The organism is Gillisella taibaishanensis (assembly GCF_001938985.1).
Classification (GTDB): domain Bacteria; phylum Pseudomonadota; class Alphaproteobacteria; order Rhizobiales; family Rhizobiaceae; genus Allorhizobium; species Allorhizobium taibaishanense.
The window spans coordinates 271876-297914 of record NZ_MKIN01000027.1 but is presented as its reverse complement, the minus strand read 5'-3'; the positions used below and the strand labels follow the sequence as shown (position 1 = coordinate 297914).

Sequence of the window (26039 nt, the reverse complement as noted above, 5' to 3'; positions counted from 1 at the left end):
CGCAATCGGCGGGCTGCCGCCGCCGAAAAACGGGCATGGATATGCCCGTATCAAAAAATTCTGCCGAAGTTCCGGTAATCAGGCGGCGTAGCTCTGGTGATAGGTGGCTGCGCGCGGTGCGTGCGCCTTGCTGGTGCCGGTCTGGAACCGGGCAAGCAACGTCGACAGATAGCTTGATACACCCTGCAACGTATGCGTCGAGGCATTGGTTTCCTCGACCATCGAAGCATTCTGCTGGGTGAGTTTATCCATGCTGGAAATCGCCGCGTTGATCTCGCCCATGCCGGACGCCTGTTCCTGGGCAGCCTGGGCTATGGCGGCGATGTGGCCGTCGACTTCCCGCACCTGAGTGCTAATCGTGCGCAGCACTTCGCCGGTCTCGTTGACGAGGGCAACGCCGTTAGCGACGTCACGCGATGAGCGGTCGATCAGCCCTTTGATTTCCTTGGCGGCATTGGCCGAGCGTTGGGCCAGTTCGCGCACTTCCTGGGCGACAACGGCAAATCCCTTGCCGGCTTCGCCAGCACGCGCCGCTTCGACACCGGCGTTCAGTGCCAAAAGGTTGGTCTGGAAGGAAATTTCGTCGATCACGCTGATGATCGAGGAGATCTTCTGCGAGCTTTCCTCGATCGCGCCCATGGCGGTGATGGCATTGCCGACGATTTCACCCGACTTGCCAGCGGCTTCGGCGGCATGGCTGGTGACGGTCTGGGCCTCACGGCTGCGGGCAGCCGATTGCTTGGCGATGACGCTGATTTCCTCAAGGGCGGCGGCTGTCTGTTCAAGCGCTGCAGCCTGTTGCTCGGTGCGCTTGGCCATGTCGTCGGTCGCCCGCGTCAGTTCGCGGGTATTGGCATTGATCTGGCTGGCCTCATGATTGATATCGGCAAAGGCGTCGGAGAGGGCGGCAAGGGCAGCGTTAAAATTGGCACGCAATGCCTCGTATTGCTCGGCGAGCGGCGTGTTGATCGTTGCCGTCAGGTCGCCGTTGCTCAGTGCTGCCAGCGCCGTGTCGAGTGCGGCCAGTGCCTGCTTCTGCTGGTCCTCGACGCGAGCGCGCTCGGCTGCCGCCTTGGCGCGTTCCTCGCGTAGCGCCTCGCCATAGGTGGAAATCGCGAAATCCATATCCAGCAGCGTGGCGCGGATCAGCGCCGAGACTTTCGGGATGACGCCCTTAAGTCGACCGGTAAACAGGCCGCGTAGTTCGTTTTCCAAAACTGCGGAAACGAGACCGGACAGGATAAGCCCATAACCTTCGATATACCACCGCGGGTCGAGCCCGAGACGCGCATGGGTATGGCCGATCGTTGTGGCCGAAGCGACATAGACGCCGTCGAGATGGCCGGAGAGAAGATGGCTCCAATGTTGGATCTGCTTCTGCTTGGCATGGGCGATGTGACTGTCGCTGGAGAAGAACTTCGCCGCGTCGGGATGCTGCTTGGCAGTATTATAAAATGCGTCGAGGGTCGGGCCGATAGACTGGGCGACGATTGGCTGCAAGGCGGCGACGGTCCTGAGATCCTCAGCCGTCAGATGCAGGAAAGCCATTCTTTCGCGAAGATCACTGTTATTTCCGGAGAACATATCTTTGGATACCGTCGTCATAAATCACCGCGCTGAAAATCGTTTTTGAACCATGGTCGTGACATCACCGGCGGCTTTCCTGATGCCACCCATACCCGCGCTCTAACCTATTTTACGGTTGCGCGAGCGACCGGATCCGTCTCCTGCCCAAAGGTTAATAGCTTGATCTTTAATAAGAGAATAACGCGGCGCATGCGTGATGGGCGGGGCGCAGAACAATTCAAAGCCTAACCCTTGAAAACCAACAGGGGTGAGAACCGCGATAAGGCAATAGATACAGGGGGCTACGATGGGATTGCACCCAAAACGGCGCAAGATGATTTTATTGTGATATGCGTCACAATTATCAAAGAAATGGCTGTTTCCCGTCACGGCGGGCGGTAACGGACACTAGGCATGCCAAAGGGCGGGCGCGATGAGTGTCAAGCACAATTGCCTGGAGAAAACATCAGAACGGGGGTCGCGCCCTTGGCTGCAGGCGCGGCTCCCATGCGATCGGCCCTGGCGGACCGGTCAAACTAACGGCTGGATCGAACCGGCCTCTTGATCAGACATGCGGCTCAGCAAGCATCGGTTCAGTCGTGCGAACCGGACGCTCGCTCGGGTCGCGACCGATTTCGGCCTTCAGCGAGACGAGATCGATGAAATGATCGGCCTGGCGGCGCAGATCGTCGGCGATCATGGGCGGCTGGGTCGACATGGTCGATACCACGGATACCTTGCGGCCCTTGCGCTGCAACGCTTCGACCAGCGTGGTGAAATCGCCATCGCCTGAGAAGATTACCAGGTGATCGACGGTCTCGGACTGTTCCATCGCGTCGATGGCCAGTTCGATGTCCATATTACCCTTGACCTTGCGGCGGCCCATGGAGTCGGTGAATTCCTTGGCCGGCTTGGTGATAACCTTGTAGCCGTTGTAATCGAGCCAATCGATCAGCGGACGGATCGAGGAATATTCCTGATCTTCGATCAGAGCCGTATAATAATAAGCTCGCAGCAGGTAACCCCGCTTCTGGAAAGCTTTCAGCAGCTTGCGATAATCAATATCAAAGCCGAGGCTCTTGGACGCGGCATATAAATTGGCACCGTCGATAAACAGCGCTATTTTCTCTCTTGGATCAAACATCCTTCAACATCCCTTGTTCTATACATCAGCGCTGCACCTTCTATGGCCCAGGCGCGGGCCGGGCCCGACTCAATGTATTATCATTTAATCATATATGAATTATCTATCCAGCGATAGGCCATATTCCAACCGCCTGTTGATTGAATCTTCATTGCTTCCGATTTTTTTTTACAATTCCCCGGTTGAATCCGTCAGAAACGGGCCTCAGGAAAAACTTGAACTCCGGCGATAATACCTGTATCCGATCTGTCAATCCCTCAGGAATAAATATTAAAAAGAAGGACAGACCATGGCACGCGTCACCGTGGAAGATTGCATCGACAAGGTCGACAACCGTTTTGAACTGGTACTCCTGGCAAGTCACCGCGCCCGGCAGATTTCCCAGGGCGCGCCGATCACCATTGATCGCGACAACGACAAGAACCCTGTCGTTGCTCTGCGCGAGATCGCCGACGAGACCCTCTCGCCCGACGACCTCAAGGAAGACCTGATCCACTCGCTGCAGAAGCATGTCGAAGTCGACGAGCCGGAGCAGGATGCCGCCGCCGTTGCAGAAGGTCAGCTGACCAGCCGCAGCGAAGACGAAGAAGATATGCCGGAAACAATCGCCTTCGACCAGATGTCGGAAGAAGAGCTGCTGGCCGGCATCGAAGGCCTGGTTCCGCCGGAAAAGAGCGACGACTACTAAGACGCTCTTGCACCGACACGTTTAGGCGCTACGATCACCAGAAATCATTGTGCGTCAATCGCAAGATTGGCGCGCTTTTTCTTTTGGCAGTTTTTTTGACGGTCGGCTTGTCTTTTCCCCGGTATTCTTTCGCCCTGTTTTCTTGAGCCCAGTTTTCTTGAGATGGAGTAGCCTTGGCATGATGCGGCAATATGAGCTCGTGGAGCGGGTACAGAAGTACAAGCCCGATGCCAACGAAGCATTGCTCAACAAGGCCTATGTCTATGCAATGCAAAAGCATGGTCAGCAGAAACGGGCAAGCGGCGATCCCTATATTTCCCATCCGCTGGAAGTGGCCGCCATCCTCACGGAAATGCATCTGGACGAGTCAACCATTGCTGTCGCGCTGCTGCACGACACGATAGAAGACACCACGGCAACCAGGGCCGAGATCGACGAACTGTTCGGCGAGGATATCGGCCGGCTGGTCGAAGGCCTGACCAAGCTGAAGAAGCTCGACCTCGTGTCGAAAAAGGCCAAGCAGGCGGAAAACCTGCGCAAGCTGCTGCTGGCGATTTCCGACGACGTGCGGGTGTTGCTCGTCAAGCTCGCCGACCGCCTGCACAATATGCGCACGCTCGAACACATGCGTCCCGACAAGCGCGCCCGGATTTCCGAGGAAACCATGGAAATCTATGCGCCGCTCGCCGGCCGCATGGGCATGCAGGACATGCGCGACGAGCTGGAGGATCTCTCCTTCCGCTATATCAATCCGGAAGCCTATGAGACCGTTACCAAGCGACTCGAGGAACTGTCGCGGCGCAACGAAGGTCTGATCAAGAAGATCGAGGATGAGCTCAGCGATCTCCTGGTCGCCAATGGCCTGCTGCAGGCCTCGGTCAAGGGCCGCCAGAAGAAGCCGTATTCCGTATTTCGCAAGATGCAGTCGAAGTCGCTGTCCTTCGAGCAGCTGTCGGATGTCTATGGCTTCCGCATTCTGGTCGACGGTGTTGCCTCCTGTTATCGGGCGCTTGGCATTGTCCACACCCGCTGGCGTGTCGTGCCCGGCCGGTTCAAGGATTATATCTCGACGCCCAAGCAGAACGACTATCGCTCGCTGCACACCACCATTGTCGGCCCGTCGCGCCAGCGTATCGAGCTGCAGATCCGCACCCGGCGCATGCATGAGATCGCGGAATACGGGATCGCGGCCCATGCGCTCTACAAAGATGGCGAAGGCGGCGGCGAGGGCGATCTGCTCTCGCGCGAAAGCAATGCCTATTCCTGGCTGCGTCACACGATCGAGGCGCTGGCCGAGGCCAATAATCCGGAAGAGTTCCTGGAGCATACCAAGCTCGAACTGTTCCAGGACCAGGTCTTCTGTTTCACGCCGAAGGGCAAGCTGATCGCGCTGCCGCGTGGCGCCACGCCGATTGATTTTGCCTATGCCGTTCACACGAACATTGGCGACACCACCGTCGGCGCCAAAATCAACGGCCGTATCATGCCGCTGGTGACACGGCTCAACAATGGCGACGAAGTCGAGATCATCCGCTCCGGCGTGCAGGTTCCGCCGGCGGCCTGGGAAGAAATCGTCGTCACCGGCAAGGCCCGCGCTGCTATCCGCCGTGCTACCCGCATGGCGATCCGAAAGCAATATTCCGGCCTGGGCTTCCGCATTCTGGAACGCACCTTCGAGCGGGCCGGCAAGACATTTTCGCGCGAAGTCCTGAAGCCCGTGCTGCATCGGCTCGGCCACAAGGATGTCGAAGACGCGATTGCTGCCGTCGGGCGCGGCGAAGTCTCTTCGCTCGACGTGCTGCGCGCCGTCTTCCCCGATTATCAGGACGAACGTGTCACCGTGAAGCCGGCCATGGATGAAGGCTGGTTCAACATGCGCTCGGCAAGCGGCATGATGTTCAAGCTTCCCCAGGTCGGCAAGGGGGACGGTAAGAAGGGCGAAGGCAAGAAACCCGATGCCAGCCTCGCCGCAGGCGGGCTTCCGGCTGCGACTAGCCCAGAGGACGAGCAGGATCCTTTGCCGATCCGCGGTCTTGCGGGCAATCTCGAAGTGCATTTTGCCGCTGCAGGCGCTGTGCCGGGTGACCGCATCGTCGGCATCATGGAAGATGGCAAGGGCATCATCATCTACCCGATCCAGGCCTCTGCCCTGCAGAAATATGACGATGAGCCTGAGCGCTGGATCGACGTGCGCTGGGATCTGGACGAAGCCAACAAGTCGCGCTTCCACGCCCGCATCCTGATCAACGCCATCAACGAGCCGGGCACGCTGGCCAAGGTGGCGCAACTGATCGCCGGCCTCGACATCAATATTCGCGTGCTTAGCATGGTCCGGGTTGCAGCCGACTTTACCGAAATGGCCTTTGATCTCGATGTCTGGGACCTGCGCCAGCTCAACCAGCTGCTGTCGCAGTTGAAGGAACTCGACTGCGTGGCCACGGCGAAACGGATCTACGACTGATATCAGCATAAGATCCTGCCGGCGGCCGGCGAGCCGCCGGTTCGGCGCCTCGCTGCCCAGGTTTTAAGACTTACGCCTTGTTCCTGATCAAATTTCGGGCAGATGTTACGAATTTCCCGTCGATTTTAACGATGGCATGCATACAGCGCATGGCTGGCTTGGCGTCTTGTCTCTGGTTCTTTGTGCGGTGCACACGTATATTCCGTCTTGTCGAAACAAAGACGACACGAACTCAAGACGGAAAGATACGACAATGTTTGGTCCTATTCGCAAGTTTGCCCGCGCCCTCCGCGTTCCTACTTCCCAGGAACGGGAAATGGCCTACCTCAATGCTGCTCACGATCGCCTGGATCTGGAATATCGCCAGCGCGAAATTGACGGTGGCCTGTTCCGTCGCATTCGTTAATATCTATACGCCTGATGCATGGCTGCCCTGTGAAAACTTGCAGCCCGGTGAGGCGGTAGAGAGAGTGACGCCTGCACGATGGGCGTAGCAAGACGAGATGGTCGCGGCGTTGTCCGGGGCTTGAAGACGGAACTACCTGGGAATGAAGGCGTGGCGCGTCCAGCCACGCCGTGTGGCAGATGTCTGATCGAAAAATATGCGGTCGTTATTGGCTCTGCTTCCCAAGACCATGAATGGTCCAGATTATCTCAACGTTTCAGATAGCCAAATGGCTAGCAACATTCACGCCGGGGCGCACAATGCGTTGGCGTGCGCGGTAGAGCGCGGTAGAGATGGTGCCCGATCACTCGAGCCTGATGTTGCCAATGTAACTAACCGCGTCTGACACGACGCAATGTTGCTTTCGGCGCGTCTATGATTGGCATCGCCAATCCAGCGGCATTGCCCGGAACGGTCACCGCATTCTGCGGATTGCTGGTTCGGATGAACCGTTGCTGTAGCGCTCCTGCTTTCTCCCCGTGACTTAAGAACTGCCCCAGACGGCAGGACTCTCTTTCAAATCTCTGTCCAGGTCCGGCGAATGTGCGACTTCGCCTGCCGTGCCCTAGTGCCGCGATCCTGACGCAAGCGCGTGATAGCGCCGTTTTGCGGTGGTTTTGCCGTTGCCGGTTCGGTCCGAAAAGACTAGAGAAACTGCAGACTGACGATTTATGAAAGAGACCCGCGTGACGGATAAAGTCGAAAACAAGCAGAATGCCCTTTGGGAGAATATCAAGGTCATTATCCAGGCGCTGGTGCTGGCGATGGTAATCCGCACCGTGCTGTTCCAGCCTTTCACCATTCCATCTGGCTCTATGATGCCGACGCTGCTGGTGGGCGATTACATTTTCGTCAACAAGTTCTCCTACGGCTATTCGAAATATTCGCTGCCTTTGTCTCCGGACCTGTTTTCTGGCCGTATCTTTGCAAGCGAGCCGAAGCGCGGCGATGTCGTCGTGTTCCGCTTTCCGCCAAACCCTGACATCGACTACATCAAGCGTCTGATCGGCCTGCCGGGCGATCATATCCAGGTCACTGACGGTGTGCTTTACGTGAATGGTAAGCCGGTGCCGAAGGTGGCGGATGGAACCTTCACGTCCGACTACAAGCTGGACGCCGGCCGCGACGTGCCTGTATTCCGCGAAACGCTCGACAGTGGCGCGACCTATGACACGCTTGACGAAATCCCGAACGGTCCTGGCGATAATACACGCGATTTTGTCGTGCCGGCTGGTCATTACTTCATGATGGGCGACAACCGCGACAATTCTGCTGACAGCCGTTTCGATGTTGGCATGGTGCCTGCTGAAAACCTTGTCGGCCGCGCCTCGGTGATCTTCTTCTCGCTCGGCAACAACACCTCCTTCCGCGAAATCTGGAAGTGGCCGTCGAACATGCGCTGGGATCGTTTGTTCAAGGTCGTGAAATGAAGGCTCCAAAAGCCCTGAGTGCCGAAGAGCGCGAAAAGGTGGAAGCCGTGATCGGCTACCACTTTATCACCAAAGAGCGGCTGGATCGGGCCTTGACCCATTCCAGCGCCAAGCCGGCCAAGGGCAGCGATTACGAGCGCCTGGAGTTTCTGGGCGATCGTGTGCTCGGCCTCTGCGTTGCCGAACATCTGTTTACGACCTTCCGGTCCGCCGCCGAAGGCGAGCTCTCTGTGCGGCTGAACCAATTGGTCAGCGCCGAGACATGCGCGGCGGTGGCCGATGAAATCCAGCTGCACCGCTTCATCCGCACTGGCGCCGACGTCAAGAAACTGACTGACAAGAACATGCTGAACGTGCGTGCGGACGTGGTGGAAAGCCTGATCGCCGCCATCTACCTTGATGCCGGTCTCGAAGCGGCGCGCGCCTTCGTGTTGAAATTCTGGGCCGACCGCGCCATTCGCCAGGACGCTGGCAGGCGCGACGCAAAGACTGAATTGCAGGAATGGGCGCATGCAAAATATGCAACGACGCCCGTTTACCGTGTTGCAGACCGCACCGGACCGGATCATGATCCGAGCTTTACGGTAACTGTGGAAATCGGCAAGCTTGCCCCCGAAACCGGGGTGGACCGGTCGAAGCGCGCTGCCGAACAGGCCGCCGCGACCCGGCTCTTGGAACGTGAAGGCGTGTGGACCCGCTCCGCCGCCGCAGATTGATTGGATGACAATGACCGAGAATGACAACCACTCCGCCGATGATAGCGCGGCCCCATCTGCCGTGGATGAAGCCGCCGTGGCCGACACCGTGGCGCAACCGACCCATTCCGGCTTTGTTGCCTTGATCGGCCCGACCAACGCCGGCAAGTCGACGCTGGTCAATCGCTTCGTCGGCGCCAAGGTCTCGATCGTCAGCCACAAAGTGCAGACGACCCGGGCGGTGATGCGCGGCATTGCCATTCACAACAATGCCCAGATCGTCTTCATGGACACACCCGGCATTTTCAAGCCGCGTCGCAAGCTGGACCGCGCCATGGTCACGTCAGCCTGGGGCGGTGCCAAGGATGCTGATGTCATTCTGCTGCTGATCGACAGCGAGCGCGGTTTGCGCGGCGATGGCGAGGCGATCCTTGAAGCGCTGAAGGATGTGCATCAGCCGAAAATCCTGGTGCTGAACAAGATCGACCAGGTCCGCCATGAAGACCTGTTGAAGCTTGCCTCCGCCGCCAACGAGGTCGTGAAGTTCGAGCGCACCTTCATGATTTCGGCCACCAACGGCTCTGGCTGCAAAGACGTGATGGATTATCTCGCCGATTTCCTGCCCGAAGGCCCCTGGTACTATCCCGAGGACCAGATTTCCGACCTGCCGATGCGCCAGCTCGCCGCCGAAATCACTCGCGAGAAGCTCTTCCTTCGCCTGCATCAGGAATTGCCCTATTCGTCTCATGTCGAAACCGAAAAATGGGAAGAGCGCAAGGATGGCTCTGTTCGCATCGAGCAGGTGATCTATGTCGAGCGCGACAGCCAGAAGAAGATCGTGCTCGGCAAGAATGGCGACGCGATCAAGTCGATCTCGACCAGCTCGCGCAAGGAAATGTCCGAGATCCTCGAGCAGCCCGTGCATCTCTTCCTGTTCGTCAAGGTGCGTGAAAACTGGGGCAACGACCCGGAACGCTTCCGCGAAATGGGTCTGGAATTCCCGAGGGATTAAACCTGCCTATGCCGTCGTGCCTGTCTGGCTGAGCTTGATCCGGTTGGCGATCAGCTTCGATATCGATGGCCCGAGCGCCAGGATCAGCAGAAAGCGAGCGGTCTGCAGCGCCAGCACGAAAGGCAGATCGACATGGGTGGTGGCGGCAATGATCGCCACCGAATCCAGTCCACCGGGACTGGTCGCGAGATAGGCGGTCAGCGGATCGACGCCGAGCAGATACCAGAGCAAAAAGGCGAGACAGCCGCCGAAGCTGATCAGGATCAGGATCGACAACGCCACCTGCGGCAGGGCTTTCGCTGCGTGCAGCAGGAGCCGGCGGGTAAAGGCAAGGCCAATGCGCCAGCCCACCATAGTATAGGCCGCCGCCAGCAGCCACAGCGGCAGCTCGATCGTCACCCACCCCAGGGAATGCAGCACCGCCATGACAAGCATTGGCACCAGCATGGTGCCGGCAGGTACTTTCAAATAGTGACCGGCAGCTGATGACACGGCGGTGATCGCCAGCGTTTCGGCAAGTGCCATGACGTCGAGCGGCGGAAAGAACACCAGTGGCGGCGGCACCGCACCGGCGATGTTGAAGACGAAAGCCGCCATGCCTGCCGCAGCCGAGGCAACGCATAACACCCGCGAATATTGCATGAAGGCGACCAGGCGCGTATCGGCGCCGTAAGCTTCCGCCATCAGCACCATGGCAGAGGCGGCCCCCGCGGAACTGCCCCAAACGGCGGTGGTGCCCGGCAGGACCTGTCGCTTGGCCATGACATAGCCAAGAACGGAGCTGAGCGCGATGACAGACAGTGTCGCGCCGATAAACAGCGGCCAATCTTGAAAGAACCGCCGCAGGATATCCCCACTCAATGATTCCGCAATCATGCAGCCGACCAACGCTTGCGCCGCGATATAGGGTGGTCGTGGCAGCGCCAGGCGCGCGCCATTGGTGGCAAAGACAATGGCCGCCACCATTGGCCCGAGCAGTAACGCCGCAGGAAAACGGACATATTCAAGCGCCCCGGCGACAGCGCCAGAAGCAAGCAGCAGCAGCAGCCATTTGGCCGAGACGGGAAGGGCGGTCAACAGGCCGTCGCCAACTGGTCTGTGCGTTGTGGCCTCGGTGCTGTTCACTGTCTTTTCTGTCATGTCATGCCATTTCGAAGGGATGGTCGTGTGGCGGGCAGGGCGGAGGATTGTTTGGGATCGACTGGAGATGAAACCATCGAGAGCCATACCGGCGTCCCCACGAGACGGCCAACCCGACGTCTTGCATACTCAAGATGGTACGGCAAAAACTGCTATCGCCGTGTATAAAGTTATCTCGCCATGATTGCCATGCAAAATGCCCCAAATCGGGTTCCCGCATGGCCGTTATGCGATGCGCGCAGACGCGGCCTTCAGCCAACAGACTTTTTCATGGGCGAAGCGGTCAGGCTCGTATAAAAGCAACGCATGGAATGGAGCGATCGGGCCATTGTTCTGGGGGTGCGGCGGCACGGCGAGACGAGCGTCGTTGCCGAGTTGATGACCTATGCCCGTGGCCGGCACCTAGGCCTGGTGCGGTCCGGCCGCTCGCGCAGCATGCAGCCGGTGCTGCAGCCCGGCAATGTCGTCGACGTCACCTGGCGGGCGCGGCTGGAAGAGCATCTGGGCGATTTTCGCATCGAGCCTGTGCGGTTGCGCGCCGGACATCTGATGGATTCGGCCACCGCAGTCTATGGCGTGCAGGCACTCGCGGCCCTGCTGCGGCTGTTGCCGGAGCGCGAACCGCATGTGCATCTCTACGAGGCAATGGATATCATTCTCGATCACCTGCACGAGCCGTCTGCCGCCGGTGAATTGTTCATTCGATTCGAACTGGAGATCCTGAACGATCTCGGCTTTGGCCTCGATCTCACCGCCTGCGCCGCAACCGGCTTGCGACGGGATCTGGTCTTCGTTTCTCCGAAGACTGGTCGGGCGGTGTCGCACGCAGCCGGGCTTCCCTATGCCGATCGGCTTCTGGCGCTGCCTGACTTTCTGCGGCCCGAACCTGCTGAGACAAGCGTTGCCCCTGCCGCCCCGGCGACCGAGGAAACTGCGCTGCAACAGGCTTTTCGCCTGACCGGCTATTTTCTGCAGAGACATGTCTACGAGCCGCGCGGCCTCGATCCCGGAGCCGCGCGCGAAGGGTTTCGTCAGGCCGCGTTGAAGGCCTTGGCTGCAGCAGCCGAAGCCGAGCGCGCGCCTGCGAAGCTGCCGTAAAGGCCTTCGCCGGAGTTTTTCATGTGCGTCCGAATGGCGCGCTGCAACTCGGCGACACTGCCATAGATGCCGCCATCCAGCTCGATCACCGGAAATTTGACGGCGATGAACTTCACCCGATTGCCTTCGGGGACGCTGATTCCAACCGGCACGCCGGCATATTCGATAACTTGCTTTTCCATAGGTGTATCCCCGCCTACTTTTACGCAGGCCAAACGTCGATCAATTGTGGTGGTCTTGCTTTAAGAGCGCTTCACATTCGACAGCAGGTGACAGACATCGTCATAACGTCTCTCACGCCAAGCGGGCATAGGTGCGAGGAGCGCGTTGCGTCGTGCGATAGTATGCGCATCTGCTGTACCTCCTTGCATCTGACCGGTCATGGACCCGGTTCATTCTCGAACACTTACCGACGGTAACGACCGATTTCTCGGATCGTTGGCTGCCAAACCCGCTAAAGTTGAGCGAGCAGTAGCCTCATCGACTGTCACGAAGGTAAGATCAATCCCGCATTCCGTCAATGGCGTTATGATCAAAAACAAAATATATTTTTGTGAACGGTAGAATATGAAGCTTTCGTGGCAAAATGAATCCGGAATGCCTCATTTTGCAAAACAGCATTCGCATTGCGGTATAATACCGGGTTCTCGCGGGTTAGGGCTTTTGGCGCCCGTGCAATTGGAGGGGGATTTATGGCGCTTGCTGTCACAGCCCTGACAAAAATGGGACAAATCGCTGACTTGCTCGCCTTAAATGGCCCGCTTTCGCGACAGCTGATCGTGTCACAAATACGGTAGAAGTCCCGTGCTATCCTGACTGTCTCACTCGAGAATCAGTTTTCACGTCCTGGAATAGGCACTGGGATCATGAGACCAGCGATGCGGCTTTCGGCAGATCAGAGAAAATTATTGCCCGTTTTGGCCGTACTTGCCGTCACGCAAATCATCAGTTGGGGTACGGTCGGGCTTTTGGCCGTGGTCGGTCGAAGCGTTGCCGCCGATCTTGGCATGGACATCGCTGGTGTCTTTGCCGGAAATTCCATTTTCTACGTGACCATGGGCCTTGCTTCACCATTTCTGGCGAAGGTCTTCATCCGCCATGGGACACGGCTGACGATGATGGCAGGCGTGCTCTTGTTCGTCCTCGCTTTTTGCCTGTTGGCCGCCGCCCGAGGCCCTGAACTCTATATTCTCTCCTGGGGCCTGCTCGGCTTAGCCGGTGCGGCAACGCTGACAACGCCTGCCTATATCGTGCTCAACGAGATCGCCGGACCGAAGGCGCGCAGCGCGATCGGCGCGCTGATGCTGGCCACCGGCTTGTCGAGCAGCCTGTTTTGGCCACTTGCCGCGCTTCTGGCGCAGGTGCTGGGCTGGCGCGGCACCTGCCTTGTCTATGCTGGCCTGATCGCTCTGGTCTGCCTGCCGCTCTATGCACTGGTTTTACCGCGGCATCGGCGACCGCCGCCGCTGGCGCCCAGTACCGCAGAAGCACCCGTGGCTCGCGAGCAGGGCATCATATTTTTGCTGATCGTCGCGGCGATTGCGCTTAATGCCTTCGTCACCTTCGGTTTTTCCGCCGTGCTGATCCAGCTTTTGCAGGTGCAGGGCCTGAGTTTTGCCGAGGCCGTCACGCTCGGGTCAATGCTCGGCGTCATTCAGGTTGGGGCGCGCGCCGTCGACTTTCTCGGAGGCGGCCGTTGGGACGGCTTGACGACGGGTTTATTCGCCGGGATCGCCGTCCTTCTCGCCATGCTGTTATTGTTGTTCGGCAATGGCGCCCACATCGCGGTCATCGGCTTCATCGCCATCTATGGGCTTGGCAGCGGTGCGCTCGCCGTCGCTCGCGCCACTTTGCCGCTGGTGTTTTACGAAAAGGCCGCCTTTGCCAAGGCAACCACCCGCATTGCCCTGCCGCTCAACGTAATCTCTGCCGCCGCGCCGCCGCTGCTTGCGGGCCTGCTAAACCGCATCGGCAGCAGCGCCATCCTTGGCTTGGCCATCGCCTGCTGCGGCCTTGCCAGCATTCTGCTGGTGATCCTCAATCGTCGCAGGCCGGCGGTGGTGGCCGGCGTTGCGTCGGTTGCTTAACGTTCGCGCCGCATCTTCAGCGCTATGCCTTCGGGCCGCTCTTCCAGCACCTCTACCGTATTGCCGAGCTTGAGCCGACCTTCGTCACGCGGCACGGCGTTCCAGCCAAACAGCGGGCCAGGCACGCGCCGGTCGCCGGACATTCGCAGCCGGCCCATGGCGGGAAGGGGCGAGGGAACGCTGCGCGCGCCGCTCGCCTGGTCCTGGCTGGTCATGATGCAGCGGCTGCACGGCTTGACGAGATCGAAGCGCAGGCCGCCGATCCTGATCGCCGCCCAGCGATCCTCCTGCCAGGGCAAGGCACCGTCGATGACGATATTTGCCCGAAACCGGTCCATGGGCACCGTACCTTCGCCGCGTGCTTCCATATCGGCATTAAGCGCCTCGAGCGAAGCCGTGGTGGTGATCAGCACCGGATAGCCGTCGGCAAACCGCACCGGCGCATCCGGGCCTGCCCAGTCGGGATTGGACATTCGCCGCGCCTGCGCATCAAACAGCACCAGTTGCAACGGCCGCCCGAACCAGTCCGACAGCGTGGCATTGGCCGCATCTGCTGCAACAGCGGCATCGACAACCGAGCGCCATACGGAAACTGGCTTTCGCTGCGAAAAATCGTCTGCCGCCACGCTGACGCGGCTGTTTTCGTCGAGCCAGAGGCGAAACCCGTCGCCGTCTTGCTGCACCTGCAGCCGCGCCAGTTCCGGCAGTTCGCGCTGGGTAACGAATTGACCATCCGGTGCCACCAGCATCAATTGCCGGTCGCCGACAAGCCCCGCTGCGTGAAGATCGGCCTCGTCAAGCGCGATGCCACGAGCGCTTTTCAGCGGATAGATGTGAAGGGAAGAAACAAACATCGGCGTCAGATCTCATCGAGAAAGTTAGAAAGCAAGGTTTGCAGGCGAACATGGCGCGCCCGGGCCAAGGCTTGGCCGGTTTCGGTCTGGAAGCCATCGGCCAGCTTGAACAGTTTTGTTTGGAAGTGGTCGATGGCAAAGCGCTTGTCGTCCAGGGGGCGATCCTTGGCTTCAGGGTCCGCTGGATCGTAGAGCGCCGAGCCAAGCCGACCGGCAATGTAGAAACAGCGGGCCGCACCAACGGCACCGATCGCATCCAGCCTGTCCGCATCCTGCAGGATCTTCGCCTCCAGGCTTTCGGGCGCGATATTGGCCGAAAAGCTATGGGTGAGAATGGCATGGGCGACGGCTTCGATCCGAGGCTTCGACCATTCCTCACGCTCGGCCAAAATACTCTCCGCTTTTTCGGCGGCCAGCCTTGAGGCCTGGGTTCTGTGAGGCGAGTTCTTCTCAACGGAAACGCAATCGTGCAGCAGCACGGCAGCGGCAAGCACCGGTCCATCGCCGCCTTCGACGGCATGGATGCGCATGGCGTTCTTAAACACCCGAAGGATGTGAGCGACATCATGGGAACCGTCATCACCCTCAGTGGCATGCGGCAGAAGCCATTCGGCCAAATCGTCATAGGGCGTGAAGGCTGCAGCGATCATTGGCTTGTCTCTTTTGGTGTCTGCGGGATTGCCGGGCGGAGGGAATCAGTTGATCCCGCCATCATCCTGCAAAACGGCCGGGAATGCAGCGAAATCCTGATTGGATGAGCCGGAGCGATGCTTTCCGGCGCCATCGCTGCTCGTTTGATCCGCACATTTGCGTGACTGAGGCTGACGGCAGGGGTAAATCCAGCTGCGGGGGGTTCAGAAGATCTTATATTTCAGTGGGTTAATTTTCGAGGAGCCAGTCTGCGGGACTGGCTATAAATTATCACCTATAACAATTGACTTTTGACGGATCACCCCAAATCACGATAGCCCTCGCAAAGCGTCTTCCTGTCTCGCGTATGTGCGACGCCAAAAAATAAATGAAACCTAGACAGGGATTTTATCATGACGAGCGTTTCTTCAACGTCTCTTTCTGCCGTGTCGTCCTATAATGTCGGCACGACATCCAGCCTCGACACCAATGGCGACGGAGTCGTGTCTGCAGAAGAACAGGCGGCCGCCTCTACCAGAACCCAGGACCCGACCGTTCTCAGCGACAGCGCTGCCACCGGCGTTTCCTCGCAACTTTCAAGCGACCTGATGGCGCTTGTGCTGTCTCGCGGCGATGCGTCTTCCACCGAAGACAGCCGCGAAAAGAGCCATTTCGCTGCCATGGATAGCGATAGTGATGGCAAGGTCACCCAAAGCGAATTTGTTGCCAATCGTCCGAAGGAAATGTCGGAAGACGATGCCACCAAGCTGTTCGAAAAGCTCGACAGCGACAAGGCCGGCTACCTCACCGAAGATCAGCTGAAGTCGGACCATGACAAAGCTCGTTCGCAGATGATGGACGGCATGGGTGGTTCGAGTGGCATGCCGAGCCTCAGCAGCCTTCTCGGCAGCGACAGCGATAGCACCAGCAGCGACGACAGCTTCACCATGGACGATGTCTTCAATCAGATGCGGTCTGTGATCGAAGCCTATCGTTCCGCTGGCGGTACCGCTGACGATACCAGCACGACCGACACGAATGCCCAGACAGCGTCTGCCTGAACGGCTGACTCTACAGTAAGACCGGTCCGGCACGCGCCGGTTCGTTGATGGGTTGATCCTGTCGCTGTAAGACCTGGCAGCCATGAGGCTGCACGCCGCCCGCAGGGGCGCATTTCGAAGACCGCCGGCATGGAGACATGATGCCTATGCCGCGCCAATTCCTTCCTAAAGAATCGCCCTGCCTATCAGGCCGCTCCGGCCACTGAGTCCGCTGCGCGAAGCGGCAGCACGAAGGGCGCGTTTCCGTCTGCATCCTTGCCGCGTCCCAGCCGTTTCACTGCTGCTGCAAATCGGCCGCCGCGCATCAGCAGACCGTCGGCGATGTCGATCATCCGGCTATTTGGCGTCGCATAGGGCGAGGCCAGCCGCAGGCCCTGGGCTAGCGCCTCGTCGTCCTGATCTGGATGGAGCGCTAGGCTGGCGATCATCGCTGCCGCCGGCGAGCGCGAGACGCCCATCCAGCAATGAATCAAAAGCGGTGCCGAGCTGTCCCAGGCCTTGGCGAATTCGATGATCTCTCGCACATGCGCCTCCTGCGGGGCGATAAGATCGCCGGTGCCGGCAAAGCTGATATCGTTCATCGACAGCGTCAGATGCCGTTCCGCGTTGATAACCGCCGGGCGGTGAAAATCCTGACCCTTGGCGAGAAGGCTGATCATCTCGCGCGCCTTGTGACGCACGGCCATTTCTGCGAGGCGCGATAGAGGGCTGACAACGAAACACGTCATGGTGTGGAGGCCTTTCCAGCCGTCTTCTTTGTCGCCGGCTCTTGCGCGCGCAATTGCTCGATTGCCTCGAAACGTTCGGAAAACCGGCGTTGTGCCTCGGTGGCCGGCATCGGTCCGAGCGGCAGCATGTCGGCGGTGATATGGCGCGGCTGGCCGAAGATCTTGACCGCCTCGCCCCGGCTAAAGCCGGCCAGCTCGGTCGCCTCGAAATAAGCGGCAATGCAATCGGCCTTCTTGATCAGGCTTTTCAGATTTGCGGTGGGATGGGCCGGAAGGCCGAAACGCAGGTGAATGGCCGCCTCCAACCGGTGCTCCACCAGCTTATAGCCGCCGCCGACCACCGCCTTGAACGGCGAGATCATGTCGCCGATCACATATTCCGGCGCATCATGCAGCAGGGTCATCTGCAGGTCATTGGCGGAATATTTGCTGTTGCAGCGGCGAAAGATCTCCTCGACGACAAGGCAATGCTGGGCAACGGAAAATGCGTGATCGCCGACCGTCTGACCGTTCCAGCGCGCCACCCGCGCCAGACCGTGGGCAATGTCTGACAGTTCGACATCAAGCGGCGAGGGATCGAGCAGATCGAGACGGCGACCGGACAGCATCCGCTGCCAGGCTCGCGCCGTCTCCGGCGGCTCAGTCAGAGTGACGTCCAAGGAGGCCACGCGGGGTGCAGAAGGAGGGGAGGCCGCCATTTCAGTCCTCGTCGGCGCTAGCCGGGAAGGCAAGCCCGGTCCAGTCAGGCAAATGCAGCGTGACCGCCAGATCGCCAGCCAGGATGGCCGATCCCTTGGCCATGGCCTCGCCCGCCCGGTCGATGCGCACGATCGCGAGCCCCTTGTCGCCAAGCACGGTGCCGAGCGTGCCGAGCGGCCGCCCGTCGACACGCAGTTCTGTGCCTGTTACGGGAAGCGGAGCGTCGGAGTTGACCACGGCAATGCGCCGGCGTGCTGCCTTGCGGTGATGCATGCGCGACACCACTTCCTGACCGACATAGCAGCCCTTCTTGAAGGAGACGCCGCCGTTGAGGTCGAACAGCACGTCATGCGGATAAGCATCCTGAAGCGGATAATCCAACCCGGCTTCGGCGACACCGGTCTCGATGCGCTGGGCCGTATAGGCTGCCGCATCCGTCCCGGAGCCATCGACTTTGCCCGGCACCCGCCACAGCGGCACGCCGGCGGCGGCAAAGCGACGATCTTCTGCGCCATCTGCCGGCCAGTCGCTACCCCAGAACACGGTGACGCCGGCATGATCCGTCGCCGACAACGTCACGGCGGCACGCAGTTTGTAGATCGTCAGCCGCCGGATCAGGTTGTCGCGTTCGCTTGCAGCCACTTCCAGCAGATAGCCATCCGCCTGGGGATAGACCAGCAGGTCGAACAGGATCTTGCCCTGGGGCGTCAAGAGCGCTGATGGCCCCGCCTGTCCGGCAGAGGTCAGGCTGATATCCGCCGTCAGCAGATTGTTGAGAAAATGGGCGGCATCTGTCCCGGTGACCGAGATGAAGGCCCTGTCATCAAGAAAAGCGGTTGGCATGAAACGATCCGATACCTTTTCGCGCGTTCTTCGCACCGAACGCCATAGCATTGTACCGAAAATAGGATTCGGTGCGATGGTTTTCCAAGATGGAGATGGGGTGACGCCGGGTGCTTGGCAAAGACAAGTGCTTGTCGGTCTGCCGCACGTTTTGCGAAGCCTGCCCAAATGAACAAAGCCGCCATGAGGCGGCTCTGCGCAATCTTGATCTGCTCCCGCTGAGCGGTTTGCAGGAAAAGCCCAAGCCTCAGTCGCCGGCGGTGAAGAATTTCCATTTGCCGTCGGGCGAAATGCCGATGCGGAAGAAATTGTAATTGCCGACTTCAAGCATGCTCTCGAAGTCGCCGGCGGTGATCAGCCGCAGCAATTCCACTTTTTCGGGCGGTGTCAAAGAGTTCAGCGGCTTTTCAGCGAAGTAGGGCCAGACATAAGCCTCTTCCGGAGTGCCGGCATTGACATGCACGAAGCCGGTCTGCAGCACGTCGAGCATGATCGCCAGCACTTCAAGGCCGTCAGGGTCGCCCGATACGCTCTTAATCGTCTGGATCGGATCGCCATTGTCATTGCCGAGCGCCAGCGCCGTCTGTTCCTTGCCATCGGACAGCAAAGCCCGAAGCCGTTCCGGATCGCCGGATGCCGCGGCCTCGACCAGCTTTTCGCGCATCTTGCGCACCGGTTCCGGTGCCTTGCTTATATCGTGGATCACTTCGACAGGGGCGCGCTGGCCGGCTTCGGCGGCGGCACCCTTGGCCTTGTCTGCTGGCGTTGCCTGCTGCGGCTCAGAGCCTGGGGCTGCGGGCTTGGCTGGCGCGCTGCCATCGGCCGGAAGGCCGGGCTGCTCGGCGGCGGGCTGCTGGCCTGCCTGGGCGCCATCCTTGGCGGCGGCACCCTGCAATTCCGACAGGGCAAAGCCGCTGCCGGGAAGCGCCAGAAGGGCTAAGCCTGCAATCAGGCCGCTGGCCAGGACTGTCTTTACATCATTCTTGCGACCGGTGGCCTTGGCCGCGGTCTGGCATGCCTTACGCATCGTCTTGCCTCTGAACCTTACTGAACACTACGCGTGGGAGAAAACTCGCCGGCCAGCATGCGGGCGCGCAAGGACTCGAGCATGGCTTCTGCACCATCTTCGCCATGGATGCGGATGGTTTCGCGCATAGCAAGCGCAATGGCGGCATCGGCAATAATTTCCGGCTCGATACCATCGGCCATGCCATCGGCCCAAGCCTCGTTCTGATATTCGAGGGCAGCCTGCATCTTTTCATGAACGATCATGTCGTCAATCTCGTTGCGGCGTGGTTCCATTCTGCATGTCCTCGAAGCGATACTTACTCAGCTGTTAACGACTCTATCAGTGTTTTGTCAAAACGACACGGGCGAATGCCAATTCGTGTGAATTATTGGTTAATTTCCAAAGCGCGCGGTCATTTCTCGAACAAGTGTTGCGCCTTCGGCACGATACTGGCTTTCTGCCAGTCGCGCCTGGGAAGTGCAAGAGGCATGTATGGCAGCGAAAGCCCGGTAACCTCGGTTATAGGCGGCCGTCAGAGCCTGCTGGCGGGCCGGTTCGTTGCCGGCATCAAGCGCGATCAACTTTTCCGCGGCCGCCCGCCATTGCGGCTCCGGCTTGCCCGCGCAAAGATTGCGCAAATAGGTGACGGTACCCAGAATTTCCGAAAGCTTGGTGAGCTGCCTATCGTAAGGCACGGAAGGGGCAGGGGCCACGGACGAGGTTGCAGCCGGTGAAGACGAAGGCGCGTCGCCCGGCCGCTTGCCGGAAGGCACAACGGGTGCGGCTGCGATCAGGCAGAGAAGGGCAGGCGCAAGAAAGGGCAGCAGCAGGGCTCGTGTCATGCATGTCCGTAGCGGCGATCCGCCTTCATCAGGCCTTTTGGCCGCTGAGAGATTCGAAGCCGTCATTTTACGACGCTTCCCCGGCAGCCACCAGTCTTTCCACGCAATCGACCACGCTGGCCGGCGCGGGTAGGTGACGGATCTCGTCAGGAGTATACCAGCCGAGTTCCAACGCGTCGCTTTCGGCCACTGCTTCGGCAGACGGATCCGCGAGCGTCACCAGGAAGACGGAGAGGTGGAAGTGATGATGCGCGGGCCCGCCGGGATCTGGAGTAAGGTCGTAGCTGACAAATAATCGGGGGCTATGCGCATCAAGCCCGGTCTCCTCCTTCAACTCGCGCAATGCCGTCTCTTCAGGTGTCTCGCCCCGTTCGCCGCGTCCGCCTGGGAAGGCGTAGAGATCGGCTGCTGGCGGCTTCGAGCGCTTGACCAGCAGCAGCCTGCCATCCCGGATCACGATGGCGGAGGAGGCTGGCGCAAAGGTGATCGGGGTCGAAACCTGTTCGTCAGTCATGCAATCCTGCCTTCGATCCTGTGTTCAGTCGGTTGCTTGACGATAGGCGCTGCGGCTGCGAAGACAAGCCCATGTGTGGACGTTTTGCTCTGACCGTGACGCCTGAAGAGATCATGGAGACTTTCGGTCTTCACGAGATCGATGGTTTTCCGCCGAGGTTCAACATCGCCCCGACCCAGCCGATCCTGACCGTCGGCGCTGCCGATGCCGGCATTCCCGGCAGCAATCTGCCGGATCGGCGATCGCTTCTGGTGCGCTGGGGATTTCTGCCGGGCTGGGTAAAGGACCCCGCTGATTTTCCGCTGCTGATCAATGCCCGCTCCGAGACGGCAGCGGAGAAAGCCTCGTTTCGTGGTGCCATGCGCCATCGCCGCGTGCTCATTCCCGCGTCGGGCTTCTATGAGTGGCACCGTCCGGCGAAAGACAGTGGCGCCAAGCCGCAGGCTTATTGGATCCGTCCGCTCAAGGGCAAGGTGGTGGCCTTCGGCGGTCTGGTCGAGACCTTTGCGGCCGCCGACGGTTCGGAAATCGACACAGGGGCGATCCTGACGACGTCAGCCAATAGCCGCATCGGTGCTATTCACAATCGTATGCCCGTTGTCATCCAGCCGGAAGATTTCAGTCGCTGGCTGGATTGCAAGACCAACGAGCCACGCCACGTTGCCGATCTCATGCGGCCCTCGGGCGAGGATGTCTTCGAGGCAATCCCCGTGTCCGACAAGGTCAACAAGGTCGCCAACACAGGCGCCGATCTTCAGACGCCGATGGCTCTTGCGCCGCAGCCGGATGAGCGCAAAACGCAAGACAAGCCGGGCAATACCCAGCTTTCGCTGTTTTGACGGTTCGGCACGATAGATTTTGAGGAAGCGTTCATGCAACGCTTCCTAATCTGTGGCATTCCAAGCTGTCCGTGAGCCTGGGGCTCCTGCGGACGGGGAATGCGTTACGCGACCTTCTTGGCCTTGCGCTGCAGCATCAGGGAGGCTGCAATAACGGCCTTCAGGCCGATCGGTCCGTAATTGTCGCTCAGTTCGAGCTTGATCGGCGCCTGAACCGGCTGCTGCGGTTCGTTCGTCTGCGACACGGCGGGGGCTGGCATTGTCATCTCCAAAAAATGTTTCCTCGGCGGGCAGTCTCTTCTTGGCTGCTCCGTCTCTCGGTGGATGGTTCGCTGCGACATCCATGCCAACAGTATCGAACCGCTCTCGAGAACATGACAAATTCGTGAAGAAAGCAAATTAATTTAAATCAAAGAGCGCTACTTTTCGTGAATCTATATTACAACCTTTCCGCTTGCCCCCTGCGTTTCAGGGAGTTTCGGCCGCTGCAAACACCGGGCACGGGGCGGTTACGCTGAAAAATCGTGATATCACGACCTTCGAAAGGGCTCTTCGAATCAGAGGCCCCGGTCCATGCCCGCGCCGTGATGGATGTCATCGAACACGGTCAGGGTGCCATATTTTCGCTTCCAGGCGCGTGCGCCGAAGGGCAGCGAGACCAGATAGACGATAACGGTCACCGACAGAACTTCCCAGGTATAGCTCATCAGCAGTGCCACATAGAGCACGACAGCAAGCGTCAGCGGCAGCACGAAGTCGCGGCGCACTTTCTTTTCCGATTTGCCCGACCACACGGGTAGGCGGCTGATCAGCAGAAAAGCAATCAACAACGTATAGGCGGCAGAGGCAAAGCCAACGCCAGGCGAGGGGTCGACGCCGAGAAAGCCGAGATAGATCGGCAGCATCACCAGCAGTGCGCCGGCTGGCGCCGGCACACCGACGAAATAGGCACTCTGCCAGGGCGCCTTGATCGCGCGCTCTTCCATGACGTTGAAGCGCGCCAGCCTCAAACCTGCTGCAATGGCAAAGACGAGAGCGGCGATCCAGCCGAAAGACCGGGCTTGATCGAGCACGTAGACATAGAGAACCAGCCCCGGCGCAACGCCGAAATTGACGATATCGGCGAGCGAATCCATCTGGGCGCCGAATTTTGACGTGGCCTTCATCAGACGGGCGATGCGCCCATCGATGCCATCGAGAAAGGCGGCGACCAGGACCATGCCGACCGCAAGTTCGAACCGCCCCTCGAAGGCCAGCCGCACGCCGGTCAGGCCGGCGCAGATGGCGAGCACGGTGATCAGGTTTGGCACCATCAGCCGCAGCGGAATTTCCCGCAGCCGCGGACCACGGGAGGCGTTGTTGACCTCCTGCTGATCCGCATGGCCGTCAACGGCACTGTCCGCTGTCGCGGTCTGATTGGCGACCTTGTCGTGATCGTTCGGCGTGTCGCTGGTCATGGCTGCCTGGTCTCCGTGCTGCGGTCTCGTTATGCAGCCGCTTAGCTGCGGCGGCTGATGACCGGGCCCTTGGCCGAGCCGTATTCGGCAATCACGGTCTCGCCACCGATCGAGCGCTGGCCGACGGCCACGCGCGGTTCCGCGCCAGCCGGCAGATAGACGTCGAGGCGGGAGCCAAAGCGGATCAGGCCGAAGCGTTCGCCGGTGCCGAGCACCTGGCCCGGCACGGTCCAGCACAGGATCCGACGAGCAACGAGGCCGGCAATCTGAACGACGCCGATTGTGCCATGCGGTCCGTCAATGACCAGCGAGTTGCGCTCATTGTCGCTGCTGGCTTTGTCCAGTTCGGCGTTGAGGAACTGGCCTTCGCGATAGACGACTTGGCGCACAGCACCGCGTACCGGAGCGCGGTTGATGTGAACATCGAACACGTTCATGAAGATAGAGACGCGCAGCATCGGCTCGGTCGACAGCCGCAATTCTTCCGGCGGGATCACCATCTGGATCATCGACACACGGCCATCGGCGGGACTGACCACCAGATCGTCATCCTGCGGCGTCACACGCTCGGGATCGCGGAAGAAATAAGCGCACCAAAGCGTCAGCACCAAGCCGACCCAGAACAGCGGCTCCCAGATCCATCCGAGCACCAGCGACCCCAGGAAAAAGGCGCCGACAAAGATGTAGCCCTCTTTATGCACGGGAACGAGGGTATTGCGGATCGTATCGAACAAGGACATCGGCTGGACTTCTCCTGAAAAACTTCTTGACCGAGGTGACTACCTCGAAACGGCTCGGTGGGCAATGGCGGCCACCGTTCGCAACCGGACTCGAACCTGAAGGCGCTGGCCGGCCAGCCTGCGCGCCATCGTCAGACGGCGGGCGGCAGCCGGATCACCACGCCGAGATCGTCGCTTTCACGCACCTGGCGCAGGTGTTCCTCGGCCTGGGTTGCCTCGCGCTGGCGGTTCCACATCGAAGCGTAAAGCCCGTTTTGCGCGAGAAGTTCCGCATGCGTGCCGCGTTCGGCAATTTCACCGGCGCGCAGCACGATGATCTCGTCGGCGCCGATCACTGTCGACAGCCGGTGGGCGATGACAAGCGTGGTGCGGTTCTTGGACACGATGTCCAGAGCCGCCTGGATTTCCTGCTCGGTCGTCGTGTCAAGCGCCGACGTCGCCTCGTCGAGGATCAGGATCGGCGGCGCCTTCAGCACTGTGCGGGCGATGGCAACACGCTGCTTTTCACCGCCCGAGAGCTTCAGTCCGCGCTCGCCGACCATGGTATTGTACCCTTGCGGCAGATCGCGGATCGAGCGGTCGATCTGGGCGATCTCGGCGGCGGCCTCGATCTCGGCGTCGCTGGCGCCGGGGCGGCCATAACGAATGTTGTAGGCAATGGTATCGTTGAACAGCACGGTATCCTGCGGCACCATGCCTATCACGGCGCGCAGCGAGTTCTGGGTGACCTCGCGCACGTCTTGGCCATCGATGCGGATCGCGCCGCCCTGGACGTCGTAAAACCGGTAGAGCAGGCGCGAGATCGTCGACTTGCCAGCCCCGGAAGGACCGACGACGGCAACCGTCTTGCCCTCGGGCACGGTGAAGGAAATGCCTTTCAGGATCGGACGGGCCGGATCATAGGCGAACTGCACATTTTCGAATGTGATGGCGCCCTTGCCGATCTCAAGCGGCTTGGCATTGGGCGCATCGCGCACCTCGGGCTCGACATTGAGCAGCTCGAACATCTGCTCGATATCGGTCAGGCCCTGGCGGATTTCCCGGTAGAGCATGCCGATAAAGTTGAGCGGAACGGAGAGCTGCAGCAAAAGCGCGTTGACGAACACGAAATCGCCGATTGTCTGCTCGCCGCGCTGCACCGCCAGCGCCGAAAACACCAGCATGACCGTCATGCCGATGCCGAAGATCACGCCCTGGCCGAAGTTCAGCCAGCCGAGCGAGGTCCAGACCTGGGTGGCGGCCTTTTCATAGCGGGCCATGGAGGCATCGAAGCGACGCGCTTCCATCTCCTCATTGCCGAAATATTTGACGGTCTCGAAATTCAACAGCGAGTCGATCGCCTTGACATTGGCATCCGTGTCGCTGTCGTTCATCGATCGGCGGATGGCGATGCGCCAGTCCGAGGCCTTGACGGTGAACCAGACGTACACGGCGACGGTGACGGCGGTAATGGCCAGATAGGAAAAGCCATAGCCCCACCAGAAGATCGCCGCCGTCATCGCAAATTCAATCACCGTAGGCACGGAATTGAGGATGGTGAAGCGGACGATGGTCTCGATGCCCTTGGTGCCGCGCTCGATGATCCGCGACAAGCCGCCGGTCTTGCGCTCCAGGTGAAAGCGCAGCGACAGTTGGTGCATATGCTTGAAGGTCAGATGCGCCAGCCGCCGCACCGCATATTGGCCAACGCTGGCAAACAGCGCATCGCGGAACTGGTTGAGGCCCATCTGCACGATGCGGGCGAAATTATAGGCAATGACCAGCATGACAGCCGAGAGCATGAAGGCTGGCAGCAGCCCGGTCGCGTCCATCTTGCCGTTCAACGCGTCGGTGGCCCATTTGAAGTAATAGGGCACCAGCATCAGCACCAGCTTGGCGATGACCAGGAACAGGCTGGCCCAGACCACCCGCATCTTCAGGTCGCGCCGATCCGCCGGCCACATATAGGGCCAGAGATTGACGATGGTCTGCCAGGGATTGCTGCTGTCGGCCGAAACCGTCTTGTTCTTGGGTTGCATAATGTGTCCCTCAGCGCGATCGCGCTGACTGCCGTGCGG

General features: G+C 59.9%; 27 protein-coding genes. 10 read left to right on the top strand and 17 right to left on the bottom strand.

The window, feature by feature from the left end; genetic code table 11:
• Positions 1 to 78: 78 nt before the first annotated feature.
• Together BJF91_RS22900 and BJF91_RS22895 are read right to left on the bottom strand one after the other, a co-directional pair.
• Positions 79 to 1584, bottom strand: coding sequence for a globin-coupled sensor protein (locus tag BJF91_RS22900; RefSeq protein ID WP_075617035.1), 1506 nt, complete (start codon positions 1582 to 1584; stop codon positions 79 to 81).
• A gap of 547 nt (positions 1585 to 2131) precedes the next feature.
• Positions 2132 to 2710 (bottom strand): LabA-like NYN domain-containing protein, encoded by a 579-nt coding sequence (locus BJF91_RS22895; RefSeq protein ID WP_075616821.1) that lies wholly within the window; start codon positions 2708 to 2710, stop codon positions 2132 to 2134.
• A 289-nt stretch (positions 2711 to 2999) separates the two neighbouring features.
• On the opposite strand from BJF91_RS22895, the gene rpoZ reads away from it, so the two are divergent.
• The 6 genes from rpoZ to era all read left to right on the top strand — a co-directional run bounded on the left by rpoZ (position 3000) and on the right by era (position 9441).
• A complete protein-coding gene (rpoZ, locus tag BJF91_RS22890) occupies positions 3000 to 3398 on the top strand; it encodes a DNA-directed RNA polymerase subunit omega (RefSeq protein ID WP_075616820.1) in 399 nt (132 codons plus the stop codon).
• Between the two features lie 178 nt (positions 3399 to 3576).
• Positions 3577 to 5859 (top strand): RelA/SpoT family protein, encoded by a 2283-nt coding sequence (locus BJF91_RS22885; protein ID WP_075616819.1) that lies wholly within the window; start codon positions 3577 to 3579, stop codon positions 5857 to 5859.
• Between the two features lie 253 nt (positions 5860 to 6112).
• A complete protein-coding gene (locus BJF91_RS22880) occupies positions 6113 to 6265 on the top strand; it encodes a DUF3563 family protein (RefSeq protein WP_075616818.1) in 153 nt (50 codons plus the stop codon).
• A gap of 725 nt (positions 6266 to 6990) precedes the next feature.
• The gene (lepB, locus tag BJF91_RS22875; protein ID WP_075617034.1) at positions 6991 to 7734 is read left to right on the top strand and encodes a signal peptidase I; all 744 of its coding nucleotides are present in this window, start codon (positions 6991 to 6993) and stop codon (positions 7732 to 7734) included.
• Positions 7731 to 8450: a ribonuclease III gene (rnc, locus tag BJF91_RS22870; RefSeq protein WP_075616817.1), complete on the top strand. Its 720-nt coding sequence runs from the start codon at positions 7731 to 7733 to the stop codon at positions 8448 to 8450. Before lepB ends, rnc begins: the two co-directional genes overlap by 4 nt.
• 10 nt (positions 8451 to 8460) lie before the next feature.
• On the top strand, positions 8461 to 9441 hold the full coding sequence (gene era, locus BJF91_RS22865; protein WP_210288997.1) for a GTPase Era: 981 nt from the start codon (positions 8461 to 8463) through the stop codon (positions 9439 to 9441).
• A 6-nt stretch (positions 9442 to 9447) separates the two neighbouring features.
• Here era and BJF91_RS22860 read toward each other — a convergent pair whose 3' ends face one another.
• Entirely contained in the window at positions 9448 to 10581 is a 1134-nt protein-coding gene (locus BJF91_RS22860) for an AbrB family transcriptional regulator (protein ID WP_083943445.1), read from the bottom strand.
• A 306-nt stretch (positions 10582 to 10887) separates the two neighbouring features.
• On the opposite strand from BJF91_RS22860, the gene recO reads away from it, so the two are divergent.
• The gene (gene recO / locus BJF91_RS22855; protein WP_075616816.1) at positions 10888 to 11679 is read left to right on the top strand and encodes a DNA repair protein RecO; all 792 of its coding nucleotides are present in this window, start codon (positions 10888 to 10890) and stop codon (positions 11677 to 11679) included.
• Here recO and BJF91_RS22850 read toward each other — a convergent pair.
• Positions 11613 to 11861 (bottom strand): hypothetical protein, encoded by a 249-nt coding sequence (locus BJF91_RS22850; protein WP_075616815.1) that lies wholly within the window; start codon positions 11859 to 11861, stop codon positions 11613 to 11615. The genes recO and BJF91_RS22850 overlap by 67 nt on opposite strands.
• A 726-nt stretch (positions 11862 to 12587) precedes the next feature.
• Between BJF91_RS22850 and BJF91_RS22845 the strand changes: the two genes are divergently transcribed.
• The gene (locus tag BJF91_RS22845; RefSeq protein WP_324615729.1) at positions 12588 to 13766 is read left to right on the top strand and encodes an MFS transporter; all 1179 of its coding nucleotides are present in this window, start codon (positions 12588 to 12590) and stop codon (positions 13764 to 13766) included.
• Here BJF91_RS22845 and BJF91_RS22840 read toward each other — a convergent pair.
• Both BJF91_RS22840 and BJF91_RS22835 read right to left on the bottom strand, forming a co-directional pair.
• Positions 13763 to 14620, bottom strand: a complete 858-nt coding sequence (locus BJF91_RS22840; RefSeq protein WP_075616813.1) for an MOSC domain-containing protein — start codon at positions 14618 to 14620, stop codon at positions 13763 to 13765. The two genes, BJF91_RS22845 and BJF91_RS22840, sit on opposite strands and share 4 nt — an antisense overlap.
• 5 nt (positions 14621 to 14625) lie before the next feature.
• Complete coding sequence (locus BJF91_RS22835; protein WP_075616812.1) at positions 14626 to 15270, bottom strand: HD domain-containing protein; 645 nt, start codon at positions 15268 to 15270, stop codon at positions 14626 to 14628.
• 393 nt (positions 15271 to 15663) lie between these two features.
• Between BJF91_RS22835 and BJF91_RS22830 the strand changes: the two genes are divergently transcribed.
• Complete coding sequence (locus BJF91_RS22830; protein WP_075616811.1) at positions 15664 to 16311, top strand: EF-hand domain-containing protein; 648 nt, start codon at positions 15664 to 15666, stop codon at positions 16309 to 16311.
• A gap of 185 nt (positions 16312 to 16496) precedes the next feature.
• Here the strand turns inward: BJF91_RS22830 and BJF91_RS22825 are convergent, their stop codons facing one another.
• From BJF91_RS22825 to BJF91_RS22795, 7 genes are all read right to left on the bottom strand, one after another.
• Entirely contained in the window at positions 16497 to 17039 is a 543-nt protein-coding gene (locus BJF91_RS22825; RefSeq protein WP_075616810.1) for a tyrosine phosphatase family protein, read from the bottom strand.
• Positions 17036 to 17647: a YfbR-like 5'-deoxynucleotidase gene (locus BJF91_RS22820; RefSeq protein WP_075617031.1), complete on the bottom strand. Its 612-nt coding sequence runs from the start codon at positions 17645 to 17647 to the stop codon at positions 17036 to 17038. Before BJF91_RS22820 ends, BJF91_RS22825 begins: the two co-directional genes overlap by 4 nt.
• 91 nt (positions 17648 to 17738) lie before the next feature.
• Entirely contained in the window at positions 17739 to 18581 is an 843-nt protein-coding gene (gene ygfZ / locus BJF91_RS22815; RefSeq protein ID WP_075617030.1) for a CAF17-like 4Fe-4S cluster assembly/insertion protein YgfZ, read from the bottom strand.
• Between the two features lie 247 nt (positions 18582 to 18828).
• Positions 18829 to 19608, bottom strand: coding sequence for a hypothetical protein (locus BJF91_RS22810; RefSeq protein ID WP_075616809.1), 780 nt, complete (start codon positions 19606 to 19608; stop codon positions 18829 to 18831).
• A 17-nt stretch (positions 19609 to 19625) separates the two neighbouring features.
• Entirely contained in the window at positions 19626 to 19883 is a 258-nt protein-coding gene (locus tag BJF91_RS22805) for a hypothetical protein (RefSeq protein WP_075616808.1), read from the bottom strand.
• A gap of 99 nt (positions 19884 to 19982) precedes the next feature.
• On the bottom strand, positions 19983 to 20432 hold the full coding sequence (locus BJF91_RS22800; protein WP_075617029.1) for a TIGR02301 family protein: 450 nt from the start codon (positions 20430 to 20432) through the stop codon (positions 19983 to 19985).
• A 67-nt stretch (positions 20433 to 20499) separates the two neighbouring features.
• Entirely contained in the window at positions 20500 to 20946 is a 447-nt protein-coding gene (locus tag BJF91_RS22795) for an NUDIX hydrolase (RefSeq protein ID WP_075616807.1), read from the bottom strand.
• Positions 20947 to 21017: 71 nt separating this feature from the next.
• On the opposite strand from BJF91_RS22795, the gene BJF91_RS22790 reads away from it, so the two are divergent.
• Entirely contained in the window at positions 21018 to 21785 is a 768-nt protein-coding gene (locus BJF91_RS22790; RefSeq protein ID WP_075616806.1) for an SOS response-associated peptidase, read from the top strand.
• Positions 21786 to 21889: 104 nt separating this feature from the next.
• Here the strand turns inward: BJF91_RS22790 and BJF91_RS25125 are convergent, their stop codons facing one another.
• The 4 genes from BJF91_RS25125 to BJF91_RS22775 form a co-directional block, all read right to left on the bottom strand.
• The gene (locus BJF91_RS25125) at positions 21890 to 22045 is read right to left on the bottom strand and encodes a hypothetical protein (RefSeq protein WP_162843910.1); all 156 of its coding nucleotides are present in this window, start codon (positions 22043 to 22045) and stop codon (positions 21890 to 21892) included.
• Positions 22046 to 22342: 297 nt separating this feature from the next.
• Positions 22343 to 23242 carry a CDP-alcohol phosphatidyltransferase family protein gene (locus BJF91_RS22785; protein WP_075616805.1) on the bottom strand — a complete coding sequence of 300 codons (900 nt, stop codon included), beginning with the start codon at positions 23240 to 23242 and terminating at the stop codon, positions 22343 to 22345.
• A gap of 41 nt (positions 23243 to 23283) precedes the next feature.
• Positions 23284 to 23982 (bottom strand): phosphatidylserine decarboxylase, encoded by a 699-nt coding sequence (locus BJF91_RS22780; RefSeq protein ID WP_075616804.1) that lies wholly within the window; start codon positions 23980 to 23982, stop codon positions 23284 to 23286.
• A 131-nt stretch (positions 23983 to 24113) separates the two neighbouring features.
• A complete protein-coding gene (locus BJF91_RS22775; RefSeq protein WP_075616803.1) occupies positions 24114 to 26000 on the bottom strand; it encodes an ABCB family ABC transporter ATP-binding protein/permease in 1887 nt (628 codons plus the stop codon).
• Between the last annotated feature and the right edge of the window lie 39 nt (positions 26001 to 26039).

Bases quoted from the DNA above. Each gene is read 5' to 3' on its own strand.
- BJF91_RS22825 (WP_075616810.1), bottom strand. From the start codon at position 17,039: ATGACGTGTTTCGTTGTCAGCCCTCTATCGCGCCTCGCAGAAATGGCC.
- BJF91_RS22835 (WP_075616812.1), bottom strand. From the start codon at position 15,270: ATGATCGCTGCAGCCTTCACGCCCTATGACGATTTGGCCGAATGGCTT.
- BJF91_RS22860 (WP_083943445.1), bottom strand. From the start codon at position 10,581: ATGACAGAAAAGACAGTGAACAGCACCGAGGCCACAACGCACAGACCA.
- BJF91_RS22900 (WP_075617035.1), bottom strand. From the start codon at position 1,584: ATGTTCTCCGGAAATAACAGTGATCTTCGCGAAAGAATGGCTTTCCTG.
- BJF91_RS22775 (WP_075616803.1), bottom strand. From the start codon at position 26,000: ATGCAACCCAAGAACAAGACGGTTTCGGCCGACAGCAGCAATCCCTGG.
- BJF91_RS22850 (WP_075616815.1), bottom strand. From the start codon at position 11,861: ATGGAAAAGCAAGTTATCGAATATGCCGGCGTGCCGGTTGGAATCAGC.
- era (WP_210288997.1), top strand. From the start codon at position 8,461: ATGACCGAGAATGACAACCACTCCGCCGATGATAGCGCGGCCCCATCT.
- BJF91_RS22805 (WP_075616808.1), bottom strand. From the start codon at position 19,883: ATGGAACCACGCCGCAACGAGATTGACGACATGATCGTTCATGAAAAG.
- BJF91_RS22780 (WP_075616804.1), bottom strand. From the start codon at position 23,982: ATGTCCTTGTTCGATACGATCCGCAATACCCTCGTTCCCGTGCATAAA.
- BJF91_RS22820 (WP_075617031.1), bottom strand. From the start codon at position 17,647: ATGCTGTCCGGTCGCCGTCTCGATCTGCTCGATCCCTCGCCGCTTGAT.
- BJF91_RS22810 (WP_075616809.1), bottom strand. From the start codon at position 19,608: ATGCGTAAGGCATGCCAGACCGCGGCCAAGGCCACCGGTCGCAAGAAT.
- rnc (WP_075616817.1), top strand. From the start codon at position 7,731: ATGAAGGCTCCAAAAGCCCTGAGTGCCGAAGAGCGCGAAAAGGTGGAA.
- BJF91_RS22895 (WP_075616821.1), bottom strand. From the start codon at position 2,710: ATGTTTGATCCAAGAGAGAAAATAGCGCTGTTTATCGACGGTGCCAAT.
- BJF91_RS22800 (WP_075617029.1), bottom strand. From the start codon at position 20,432: ATGACACGAGCCCTGCTGCTGCCCTTTCTTGCGCCTGCCCTTCTCTGC.
- BJF91_RS22840 (WP_075616813.1), bottom strand. From the start codon at position 14,620: ATGTTTGTTTCTTCCCTTCACATCTATCCGCTGAAAAGCGCTCGTGGC.
- rpoZ (WP_075616820.1), top strand. From the start codon at position 3,000: ATGGCACGCGTCACCGTGGAAGATTGCATCGACAAGGTCGACAACCGT.
- BJF91_RS22785 (WP_075616805.1), bottom strand. From the start codon at position 23,242: ATGACCAGCGACACGCCGAACGATCACGACAAGGTCGCCAATCAGACC.
- BJF91_RS22830 (WP_075616811.1), top strand. From the start codon at position 15,664: ATGACGAGCGTTTCTTCAACGTCTCTTTCTGCCGTGTCGTCCTATAAT.
- BJF91_RS22885 (WP_075616819.1), top strand. From the start codon at position 3,577: ATGATGCGGCAATATGAGCTCGTGGAGCGGGTACAGAAGTACAAGCCC.
- recO (WP_075616816.1), top strand. From the start codon at position 10,888: ATGGAATGGAGCGATCGGGCCATTGTTCTGGGGGTGCGGCGGCACGGC.
- ygfZ (WP_075617030.1), bottom strand. From the start codon at position 18,581: ATGCCAACCGCTTTTCTTGATGACAGGGCCTTCATCTCGGTCACCGGG.
- BJF91_RS25125 (WP_162843910.1), bottom strand. From the start codon at position 22,045: ATGCCAGCCCCCGCCGTGTCGCAGACGAACGAACCGCAGCAGCCGGTT.
- BJF91_RS22880 (WP_075616818.1), top strand. From the start codon at position 6,113: ATGTTTGGTCCTATTCGCAAGTTTGCCCGCGCCCTCCGCGTTCCTACT.
- BJF91_RS22795 (WP_075616807.1), bottom strand. From the start codon at position 20,946: ATGACTGACGAACAGGTTTCGACCCCGATCACCTTTGCGCCAGCCTCC.
- BJF91_RS22790 (WP_075616806.1), top strand. From the start codon at position 21,018: ATGTGTGGACGTTTTGCTCTGACCGTGACGCCTGAAGAGATCATGGAG.